Origin of the sequence: Accumulibacter sp., from assembly GCF_016789985.1 — a bacterium.
Classification (GTDB): domain Bacteria; phylum Pseudomonadota; class Gammaproteobacteria; order Burkholderiales; family Rhodocyclaceae; genus Accumulibacter.
This window is the reverse complement of the sequence record NZ_JAEUOL010000084.1, coordinates 1-10,428: the sequence shown is the minus strand read 5'-3', so window position 1 is coordinate 10,428 and position 10,428 is coordinate 1. Positions and strand designations below refer to the sequence as shown.

Sequence of the window (10,428 nt, the reverse complement as noted above, 5' to 3'; positions counted from 1 at the left end):
CAATCCGGGCGACAAGGAGCGGACGCTGACAAAGATCGTCAAGGTGGTTTCCGGTGACACGCCGGAAACCCTCGAGCGTGTCCGCCAGATGTACGCCAGCGTGATTACCGCCGGTGTCTTCCCGGCCTCGAGCATCAAGGTTGCCGAGGCTGCCAAGGTGATCGAGAATACCCAGCGGGACCTGAACATCGCCCTGATGAATGAGCTGGCGATCATTTTCGATCGCATCGGCATCGACACCGTCGAGGTGCTCCAGGCGGCCGGCAGCAAGTGGAACTTCCTGCCCTTCCGGCCTGGCCTGGTCGGCGGCCATTGCATCGGCGTGGATCCTTATTACCTGACGCACAAGGCGGAAATGCTGGGCTATCACCCGCAGGTGATCAATGCCGGGCGACGCATCAATGACGGCATGGGCAAGTTCATCGCCGAGCAGACGGTCAAACAGTTGATCCGCAATGGCTGGCAGGTGAAGGACGCACCGATCATCGTGCTCGGCCTGACCTTCAAGGAGGACTGCCCGGATCTGCGCAACTCGCGCGTCATCGACGTGATCCGGGAACTGCAGTCCTACGGCGCGAAGGTGGTGGTCCATGAACCGGTGGCCGACGCCGACGAGGCGCGCCATGAATACGGTGTCGAACTGACACCCTGGGAGGCGTTGCCGGCGGCCGCTGCGATCGTTGCGGCGGTGGCACACCGGCAGTTCAAGGAACGTCCGTTGACCGATTTCGTCGGCAAGCTGCAGCAAGGTGGCGTGCTGACCGACGTCAAGAGCATGTTCGACGAAGCAGAACTGGTGGCGAACGGGGTGAGCGTGTGGCGTCTCTGAGTCCAGCCTCACCGCCAGCCCTGGCGGCCCTCGGCGAGCGTCTGCGACAGCAGCCGGCGCGCTGGCTGGTGACGGGGAGCGCCGGCTTCATCGGTTCGCATCTGGTCGAATCCTTGCTCCGGCTCGACCAGACGGTGGTCGGGCTGGACAACTTTGCTACCGGTCACCGCAGCAACATCGAAGAGGTGCGTGCCCTGGTGGCGCCTGGACAATGGCTTCGTCATCGCTTCATCGAGGCCGACATCGGCGATCTGGATGCCTGCCGCGAAGCCTGTCGCGGGGTCGATTTCGTCCTCCATCAGGCGGCGCTCGGTTCGGTACCGCGCTCGCTGGCCAATCCGGTGGCGACCAACGCGGCCAACGTCGATGGTTTCCTCAACATGCTGCTGGCCGCACGCGATGCCGGCGTGCAGCGCTTCGTCTACGCCGCGTCGAGTTCGACCTATGGCGATCACCCGGCGCTACCAAAGGTCGAGGAGCAGATCGGGCGACCGCTCTCGCCCTACGCGGTAAGCAAACTGGTGAATGAGCTGTACGCTGAAGTTTTTGCGCGCTGTTACGGCTTTCCGTCGATCGGTTTGCGCTATTTCAATGTCTTTGGCTCTCGCCAGGATCCGGAGGGGGCCTATGCCGCGGTGATTCCCCGCTGGACGCGGGCGATGCTGCTGGGCGAAGCGGTGACGATCAACGGCGACGGGGAGACCAGCCGCGACTTCTGTTTCGTGGAGAACGCGGTGCAGGCAAACCTGCTGGCCGCGACGGTGGCTGATCCGGCGGCGGTCAATCAGGTGTACAACGTTGCGGTCGACGACCGGACGTCGCTCAACCGGCTGTTCGAGATCCTGCGCGACGCCTTGTGCCAGTTCAGGGCCGAAGTGAGCGCGCTGCGACCCGTCTACGGCGATTTCCGGCCGGGCGACGTTCGCCACTCGCAGGCCGACATCAGCAAGGCCAGGCGCTTGCTTGGCTATTTTCCAGGCCACCGGATCGAGGAGGGGGTTCGCGAGGCCATGCCGTGGTATGTGTCACGCTTCAGCGTGACCGAGGGAGTGTATTGATGAAACCTTCTTGCCTGCAGTGTTCAGCCCTGGTGCGTCGGGGCGCGATTGCCTTTTGCGGTTTGCTGAGTCTGGCCCTGCCCTCTCTGGCCACTGCCGGGCTGGCGGCCAAGGAAGCCGAGGCCGAGCGTCTGCTGGCACTGCGCAAGGAGGCTCTGGCCCATGAGCACGGCGAGGGTGTGGCCAAGGACCATGCCCGGGCGGTGAAGCTGTACTGTGAGGGTGCCCGCCTCGGTGACGCGGAGGCACAGTTCAGTCTCGGCTGGATGTATGCCAACGGGCGGGGCATCGGGCGCGATGATGCGCTGGCGGCTTACTTCTTCGCTCTGGCCGCCAGGCAGGGGCACCTCCAGTCGCAGAAAATGCAGCGTTTCGTGGGGGAGCCGTCCTCGGTCCCGCCGGAGTGCATGCGCGCCGCGGTCTTTGCCGACGACGGTCGGGATGTCATCGTGCCGAACACCGAGTTGCAGAAGAAAGTCGTCGGCCTCGTACACCAGTTGGCCCCGGAATACGGCGTCAGCCCACGTCTGGCGCTGGCGGTGATCCGCGCCGAGTCGAACTTCAACCCGGTGGCCCAATCGAACAAGAATGCCCAGGGCCTGATGCAACTGATTCCCGATACCTCGGCGCGCTTCAATGTCAAGCAGCCGTTCGACCCGGAGCAGAACCTGCGGGGTGGACTGGCGTATCTGCGCTGGCTGCTGGCCTATTTCGAAGGCGACGTGAGCCTCGTCGCGGCGGCCTACAATGCCGGCGAGGGCGCGGTCAACCGCTACCGCGGGGTGCCGCCCTACGCGGAAACCCAGGGCTATGTCAAACGGATCATCGGTATCTTCAAGCGCGACGACCACCCCTATGACGCCAAGGTGACCACCCCTTCGCCGGAGTTGTCACGCATTCGCTCGACCAGGGGCTCGTAGGAGTCCGCATGCGGTCGCCCATGCGATATCTGCGGTGGATGACGGGTCTGATCGGCGCCGCCTGCATCCTGGCGGGAGAGGTCTTTGCCGACTTGCCCGAGATCATCGAGCGCGTCAAACCGTCGGTGGTGGTCGTGGGCACCCATCAAGTGACCCGCAGTCCTCCGTTCATGATGCGCGGCACCGGCTTCGTGGTCGGCGACGGACGCTCGGTGGCGACCAACGCGCACGTCATTCAGCCGGCGCTGGATGAGGCGGCCGGCGAGAAGCTGGTGATCGTCGCACGGGTCGGCGCGTCAGGCGCCCAGCAGCGGCCGGCCAGAGTCGTCGAGGTAGACAAGTCGCATGACCTGGCCCTGCTGCGCATCGACGGCCCGGCTTTGCCGGTGCTTGCCCTGCACGACTCGGAACCGGTCCGCGAAGGACAGTCGGTCGCCTTCACGGGTTTCCCGATCGGCGGCGCTCTGGGCCTGTCGCCGGTCACGCATCGCGGAATCATCTCGGCGATCACGCCAATTGTCCTGCCCGGTGCCAATGCACGACAGCTCAATGCCAGGGTCGTGCAACAGATCAGGGAGGGCAGCTTCGACATCTATCAGCTTGATGCGACCGCCTATCCGGGCAACAGCGGCGGCCCGCTCTTCGAACTGGGGCGCGGCGAAGTGATCGGGATCATCAATATGGTTTTCGTCAAGGAGAACAAGGAATCGGTGTTGAGCAAGCCTTCGGGGATCAGCTTCGCCATTCCCGTGCGCTTCCTGCGCGATCTGATGCACAAGAGCCCGTAGGCAGGCAACAGTCGTCCTGTCGGGTGAGCCTCACTCATCTGGCGATGGCGCATGATCAGGGCCACCGCCCCCGGCTTCTGGTAGCATGCGCGCTGCTCCCGAAGAACCGTCAATGACTGTCCTGCTCGCCGATGTCTTTTCCGCCGCTGGGCCGCTGGCCACTGGTGTTCCCGGTTATCGCCCGCGGCAGCAGCAGCTCGAGCTTGCCGAACACATCGCCGCGGCGATGGCCGGGAATCGTGTGCTGGTTGCCGAGGCGGGCACCGGTACCGGCAAGACCTATGCCTACCTCGTTCCGGCGCTGCTTTCCGGTGGCAAGGTGATCGTTTCGACGGGCACCAGGAACCTGCAGGACCAGCTCTTCACGCGCGACATTCCGACCATCCGCCAGGCACTCAAGTCACCGATCAAGGTGGCACTGCTCAAGGGGCGAGCCAACTATCTGTGCCACTACCACCTCGAACGGGCGTTGAACGATGGCCGCTTCCTTTCCCGGGAAGATGCCGCCTGCGCCCGGCGCATCGCGCGCTTTGCCCTGCAGACCCGCAGCGGAGACAAATCCGAGTGCGCCGACGTGCCCGAGAACGCAACGGTCTGGGCGATGGTCACCTCGACCCGGGATAACTGCCTCGGCCAGGACTGTCCCCGGCACAAGGAATGTTTCGTGCTGGCCGCTCGCCGCGAAGCCCTGGCCGCCGACCTGGTGGTGGTCAATCATCACCTCTTCTTTGCCGACGTGATGCTGCGCGACGAAGGAACGGCCGAGTTGCTGCCGGCCTGCAACGCGGTGATCTTCGACGAAGCGCACCAGTTGCCGGAAATCGCCAGTCTGTTCTTTGGCGACAGTGTGTCGAGTACCCAACTGCTCGAACTGGGGCGCGACGCGCGGATCGAAGGCCTGGCGGCGGCCCGCGACTGTCTTGATCTGTCGCCCCTGTGCAATCGGCTCGAAAAGGCTGCACGCGAACTGCGGCTGGCCCTGCCGGTGGAACCGGCACGCTATTCCCTGATGCAGCTCGCCGCCCGGCCCGGTTTTGCCGGTGGTCTGAGCGGAGTGATCGGCGAGCTGCAGGCGCTCGCCGGTCTGCTCGAAACGCAGGCGCAGCGCGCCGAAGGCCTGGAAAACTGCTGGCGACGCGCCACCGACCTGCTCGCCCACCTGCAGGCCTGGCAGACTGGCGCCAATGCCGATCTCATCCGCTGGGGCGAGACCCATACCCACTCCCTGCAGCTCAACGCGACACCGCTGGCGATTTCCGGGATCATGCAGAGGCAGATGAGCGGGCATCCCCGGGCGTGGATCTTCACTTCCGCGACGCTGGCCGTGCAGAACGACTTTACCCATTACTGCGCCGAGATGGGGCTGCTCGAAGCCACTTCGGCGCGTTGGGAGAGCCCCTTCGATTACCCCCGCCAGGCGCTCCTGTACGTGCCGCGCAATCTGCCGGATCCGAACAGCGCGGACTATACCGAGGCCGTGGTCAGGGTGGCCTGTCCGGTGCTCAAGGCGAGCGGCGGGCGCGCCTTCCTGCTGTGTACCTCGCTGCGCGCCATGCGCCGGACGCACGAACTGCTCGTCGAGTGGCTGGCGCGCGAGGGGCTCGATCTGCCCTTGCTGTTGCAGGGCGAGCGCAGCAAGAACGAACTGCTCGAGCGCTTCCGCCGTCTGGGCAATGCCATCCTGATCGGCAGCCAGAGTTTCTGGGAAGGGGTCGACGTTCGTGGCGAAGCGCTCTCGCTGGTGGTGATCGACAAGCTGCCCTTCGCTCCGCCGGACGATCCGGTGCTCTCGGCACGCCTCGAGAAATTGAAGAGCGAGGGGCGCAATGCCTTCATGGACTACCAGTTGCCGCGCGCGGTGATCAACGTCAAGCAGGGCGCCGGTCGGCTCATCCGCGACGAGACCGACCGCGGCGTGCTGATGATCTGTGATCCGCGGCTGATCAGCAAGGCCTATGGCAAGCGTGTCTGGCGCAGTCTGCCGCCGATGCAGCGGACGCGTGAGCTGGCCGAGGTGGAGGCATTCTTCGCCCGTGACGCACTGGTCGAGGGCGCATGAACTTGCTGCCGCTGTCCCCAGCGACGGATCTGCTGCCGGCCGACTGCCGTGCCACGGCCGAACTACTGAATCGTGGTTGTGCCTGCGTCTCGGTCGACCACGCGTCGCTCAAACGGGCGCTCGAAGCCGGTGCGGGCAGCCTGTCGCATGCCGATCTGCTGGCCACCCGTCCGCACCTGTTTTCGGACAGCATGGTTTTCGTCAGCCAGGCTCATCTCCTGCACATGGCGCGCCTGATCAGCCTGATCGAACGACTGGTCGTCCGGCCCGAGTATCGCGAGCGGGTGCTGGCCTATGCGCCACCGGTGGCGCGCCACGAGCCGCGCGCCGCCGGCGTCTTTCTGGGCTATGACTTCCACCTTGGCCCGGACGGACCGCAACTGATCGAAATTAATTCCAATGCCGGTGGGGCACTGCTCAACGCCCGGCTGCTGAGCGCCCAAAGGGCGTGTTGTGCGCCGGTGGCCAGGATGATGCCGGCGCCGTTGCCGGTCGAAGAAACCTTCCTTGACATGTTCCACGAGGAATGGCAGTTGGCTCGACCGGCCGCCGTAAACCGGCCACTGGCGCGCGTCGTCATTGTCGACGAACGGCCGGCGGAGCAGTATCTGGCGCCCGAATTCGAGCTCTTCCGCCAGTTGTTCGTGGCGCACGGCCTTGTCGCCGTGGTGGCCGAACCGGCCGATTTTTCTTTTGACGGGAAGGCGCTGCGTTGTCGCGGCGAGGTCGTCGATCTGGTTTACAACCGGCTCACCGACTTCGCCCTGGGCGAGCCACAGAACCGGGCGTTGCGCGAAGCCTACCTCGCCGACGCGGTGGTTCTCACCCCGCATCCACGGGTGCATGCGCTGTTTGCCGACAAGCGCAACCTGGTGGCTCTGGGCGACGATCACTGGCTGCGGGAACTCGGTCTGAGCGAGGCTGAGCGGCGGCTGCTGACGAGCGGCATCCCACGTACCGAGGAAGTCGTCGCGCAAGGCGTCGAGGCTTTCTGGACCAGTCGCCGGCAGTGGTTCTTCAAGCCGTTCGCCGGTTTTGGCAGCCGGGCGACCTATCGCGGCGACAAGTTGACCCGCCGGGTGTTCGAAGAAGTGTCGCGTGGTGGCTACGTCGCTCAGGCAGTGGTCGCCCCGTCCGAGCGACGCCTGCTGATCGACGGGGTGGAGCAGGATTTCAAGCTCGACCTGCGCAATTATGTTTACCGTGGTGCCGTGCAGCTCGTCTCGGCGCGTCTCTACCGCGGTCAGACAACCAATTTCCGGACACCCGGCGGGGGCTTCGCGGCAGTCTTTCCAGTCCCCTGTCAGGAGGAGAGCGGGGACTGCGAATGAAGCTGTTCAGCATCGCCGGATATTCCGGAGCGGGCAAGACCACGCTGATCGAAAAGCTGTTGCCGCGGCTGACCGGGCGCGGTCTGCGTGTCTCGGTTGTCAAGCATGCGCACCACGCCTTCGATATCGATCAACCCGGAAAGGATTCGTTTCGCCACCGCCAGGCGGGGGCCAGCGAGGTACTGTTGGCGAGCAGCCAGCGCTGGGTGTTGATGAACGAACTGCGTGGGGCGCCCGAGCCGACCCTCGGCGAGTATGTCGCCCATTTCTCGCCGTGTGATCTGGTCATCGTCGAGGGCTTCAAACACGAGGCGATCCCGACCCTCGAAGTCTATCGGCCGGCCAATGGCAAGCCGCCGCTCTGGCCGCAGCAGCCGCACATCGTGGCGGTTGCCTCCGATCAGGCAGCGCCACCGGATCTGCCGGCCGGCCTGGACTGGCTGGACATCAACGATGCGCCGCAGATCGTCCGTTTCGTCATCGATCACCTTCAACTGGGAAGGGAAACGCATGCTGTTCTTTGACAGGGGGCTGTCGCGCCTGTTGGCGGGCTGATGGTGACTGCACCGTTCTGCGCCGGTGGTGGCTCCGCCGCTCCGCAGAGGGGACCTTGGGCGGGAGAAGCATGGCTTCACCAGGGCTTTCCCCAGCCCGGTATATCGGTCGATGGACTGTGTGCGGATCGTGAAATGAAATCAGGAGCAGCTTTGCATGAGGTGTGGGGCGTCTTGCCAACGATCGGTCTCTTTGTCGTTTACTTGATCATTCCCCTTCGCTAAAGTGGCAATGCTTGCCGCGCTTTGAGGGACAGCGGGGGATATCCGGCTCGGGTGTGCCTGCTCGGTCAATCGATCGCCAAAAAGAAGAAACCAGCACCTTCAACCGAATCCCTGGAGAAAACCCATGCCCAGCGTCATCTCGGTCGCCCATGTTGTCGTCAGCGAAGCCGATGCCAATGCCGTTTTCACTGTCCGGCTGTCCGAAGCCGATCTGGTGAATCCGGTGACGGTGAACTGGAATCTGTCGGCGATTGGCGCGTCCTATGGAATCGACTTTTCCGGTGTGTCCGGCCTGCTGACCTTCAATCCTGGCGTCACGCAGCAAACCATCCTGGTGCCGCTGATCGTCGATGCAATCCCCGAGTCGACGGAAGTGTTTCAGCTCAATCTGTTCACACCAAGCGCCAACGCGGAAATTGGCAACTCCATTGCGACCGCGACGATCATCGACAACGACGCGGTATCCGGGACACCGGTGGCGCGGGTAAGCGACGCGGTTGTTGACGAGGGTTCCGGATTGGTTCAGGTCGCCGTGATTCTCGATAGACCCAGCGTCGGCAACGTAACGCTTGCCTACCAGGTTGAACCACGGACAGCTCTTGCCGGAGCCGATTTCACCGCATTTCCGGCCCAGACTCTGGATTTCGCAGCGGGCGAAACGGTTAAGCTGGTGACTGTCGGCATAGTCCAGGATCTCTTGATCGAGCCAACCGAAGTCTTCGCTGTCGTGGTGACTGGCGCGCTTGGTGCCACGGTTGGCGACGGAACGGGATACGTGTTCATCCATCGCAGCGACAATGCCCCCGTAGTCTTGCCGGTCCTTGACATCAGCAACGTCGTTACGGTTGAAGGGCAGGGCTATGTGGATTTCCTGGTGACTCTCTCCGCTCCGGGCGCCAACACGGTCAAGGTGGACTATCAGAGCGTGGCGGGAACGGCAAGCGGAAATGGAAGCGACTTCACGAATCAATCCGGAACATTGACTTTTGCGTCTGGCGAGACAGTCAAGACGCTCAGGTTGGCGACGACCGACGATGCCCTTGCCGAGACCCAGGAAACCTTTGGCGTGCAGTTGTCCGGGCCGATCAACGCGACACTGGGCAGTGCCACCGCCAACGCGACCATCATCGACGACGACAGCCCGCCTCCGGTAGCTCCGGTCCTCCTGAACGGCAGCGCTGCCGGGGAAATATTGCTCGGAACCCCCTTCGCCGATTCCATTTCCGGCGCTTTAGGCGACGATGTGCTCGATGGCGCGGAAGACAACGACGTGCTCGCCGGCGGTGCCGGGAACGATCTTCTGAACGGCGGAGGTGGTGCTGACACGCTGATCGGTGGTGGCGGCAACGACACGCTTGAAGGTGGTGCCATTTTCGACCGCATCGGCGGGACCGACTTCAACTTTGTCACCTATTTCACCAGCCCGACGGCAGTAGACATCAACCTGGGGCAGGGGGCTGGCGTCGGCTCCGGATCGGCCACCGACGGCTTCGGTGGTACCGACATCCTGCTCAATCTCAACCAGATTCGCGGCTCCAACTTTGCCGACACCATCACCGGCAGCACCGCCCTGGTCAATGAGCAGATGGAAGGCGGTCTGGGCGACGACCTGCTCGATGGTGGCGCCATCACTGACACCCTGAACCAGGAAAACAATAACCGTGTCGCCTACCACAATGCAACCGGGGCCGTCACGGTCGACCTGGCAGCCGGAACCGCAAGCGGCGCGGCGGGCAACGACACGCTGCTCAATTTCAACCAGATCCGGGGTTCGGCTTACAACGACACGCTGCTTGGCAGTGACGGCACGCTGACGGAGCGCTTCGAGGGGAGGGCTGGAAACGACCTGATCAATGGGCGCGGCGGTATCGACAACGTCGCGTACGACAGCGCGCCCGCTGCAGTGTCGGTCAATCTGAACACCGGCGTGGCCAGCGACGGGTACGGCGGCACCGACACCCTGAGCAACATCGAAGGCATCCGCGGTTCTGCTTACAACGACACTCTGGGCGGGGGGCTTGCCGCGAACGGCACGAACATCAGCGACGGGCTGCTCGAGATTTTCATCGGCAACGGGGGTAACGACACCATCGATGGTGGGCAGGGTTACGATCGGGTGGAGTACACCACATCGCCGGCGGGGGTGGTTGTCACCCTCAACGACACGCTGGACGGTAGCGCCAGCGACGGTTTTGGCGGCACCGACACCTTGCGGAGGATCGAAGGCGTTCGTGGCTCGCCCTACGACGACATTCTCACGGGCAGCGACAGCGCGTCCTTTGAGTCATTCGAGGGCCGCGAGGGCGATGATCAGATTGACGGCCGGGGCGGTGTCGACCGGGTTGATTACAGGTCCAGCAAGGCTGGGGTCACGGTCAATATCTCGCTCGGGACAAGTCTGGCGAGCGACGGCTATGGCGGCACCGACACCCTGACGAACATTGAACACGTGCGCGGCTCACGTGATTTCGACGACAGCATTACCGGTAGTGCCAGTGCCAACCTGCTTGAAGGCCTGGGCGGCAACGACACCCTCACCGGCGGCTCCGGCGCCGACACCCTCGACGGGGGCCCCGGCGCCGACACGCTGCTCGGTGGTGACGGCGCCGACCTCTACTACGTCGACCAGGTCGGCGACCTCGTTCTCGAAACCAACCCCGACCT

At 64.0% G+C, this 10,428-nt stretch carries 8 protein-coding genes and 1 pseudogene; all 9 read left to right on the top strand.

Annotated features, from left to right (window positions below):
* On the top strand, positions 1-829 hold an 829-nt coding region (locus JNK99_RS05105), incomplete at its 5' end, for a nucleotide sugar dehydrogenase (RefSeq protein ID WP_291849568.1).
* Between the two features lie 20 nt (positions 830-849).
* Entirely contained in the window at positions 850-1,887 is a 1,038-nt protein-coding gene (locus tag JNK99_RS05100; RefSeq protein WP_291849571.1) for an SDR family oxidoreductase, read from the top strand.
* The gene (locus JNK99_RS05095; protein WP_291849566.1) at positions 1,887-2,807 is read left to right on the top strand and encodes a transglycosylase SLT domain-containing protein; all 921 of its coding nucleotides are present in this window, start codon (positions 1,887-1,889) and stop codon (positions 2,805-2,807) included. Before JNK99_RS05100 ends, JNK99_RS05095 begins: the two co-directional genes overlap by 1 nt.
* A gap of 8 nt (positions 2,808-2,815) precedes the next feature.
* Positions 2,816-3,595 carry a serine protease gene (locus JNK99_RS05090; protein WP_291849563.1) on the top strand — a complete coding sequence of 260 codons (780 nt, stop codon included), beginning with the start codon at positions 2,816-2,818 and terminating at the stop codon, positions 3,593-3,595.
* Positions 3,596-3,707: 112 nt separating this feature from the next.
* Complete coding sequence (locus JNK99_RS05085; protein ID WP_291849560.1) at positions 3,708-5,654, top strand: ATP-dependent DNA helicase; 1,947 nt, start codon at positions 3,708-3,710, stop codon at positions 5,652-5,654.
* On the top strand, positions 5,651-6,985 hold the full coding sequence (locus JNK99_RS05080) for a hypothetical protein (protein ID WP_291849558.1): 1,335 nt from the start codon (positions 5,651-5,653) through the stop codon (positions 6,983-6,985). The genes JNK99_RS05085 and JNK99_RS05080 overlap by 4 nt, the downstream gene beginning before the upstream one ends.
* Positions 6,982-7,509 carry a molybdopterin-guanine dinucleotide biosynthesis protein B gene (gene mobB, locus JNK99_RS05075; protein WP_291849555.1) on the top strand — a complete coding sequence of 176 codons (528 nt, stop codon included), beginning with the start codon at positions 6,982-6,984 and terminating at the stop codon, positions 7,507-7,509. The genes JNK99_RS05080 and mobB overlap by 4 nt, the downstream gene beginning before the upstream one ends.
* 379 nt (positions 7,510-7,888) lie before the next feature.
* Positions 7,889-8,095, top strand: a pseudogene (locus JNK99_RS17620) (Calx-beta domain-containing protein); the annotation flags it as partial.
* Between the two features lie 3 nt (positions 8,096-8,098).
* Positions 8,099-10,428, top strand: a 2,330-nt coding sequence (locus JNK99_RS05065) for a Calx-beta domain-containing protein (protein ID WP_291849548.1), incomplete at its 3' end; no start/stop codon positions are given.

What these genes read in the sequence shown, in the direction of transcription:
- JNK99_RS05095 (WP_291849566.1), top strand. Translation starts at nt 1,887, where the DNA reads ATGAAACCTTCTTGCCTGCAGTGTTCAGCCCTGGTGCGTCGGGGCGCG.
- JNK99_RS05090 (WP_291849563.1), top strand. Translation starts at nt 2,816, where the DNA reads ATGCGGTCGCCCATGCGATATCTGCGGTGGATGACGGGTCTGATCGGC.
- JNK99_RS05085 (WP_291849560.1), top strand. Translation starts at nt 3,708, where the DNA reads ATGACTGTCCTGCTCGCCGATGTCTTTTCCGCCGCTGGGCCGCTGGCC.
- JNK99_RS05080 (WP_291849558.1), top strand. Translation starts at nt 5,651, where the DNA reads ATGAACTTGCTGCCGCTGTCCCCAGCGACGGATCTGCTGCCGGCCGAC.
- mobB (WP_291849555.1), top strand. Translation starts at nt 6,982, where the DNA reads ATGAAGCTGTTCAGCATCGCCGGATATTCCGGAGCGGGCAAGACCACG.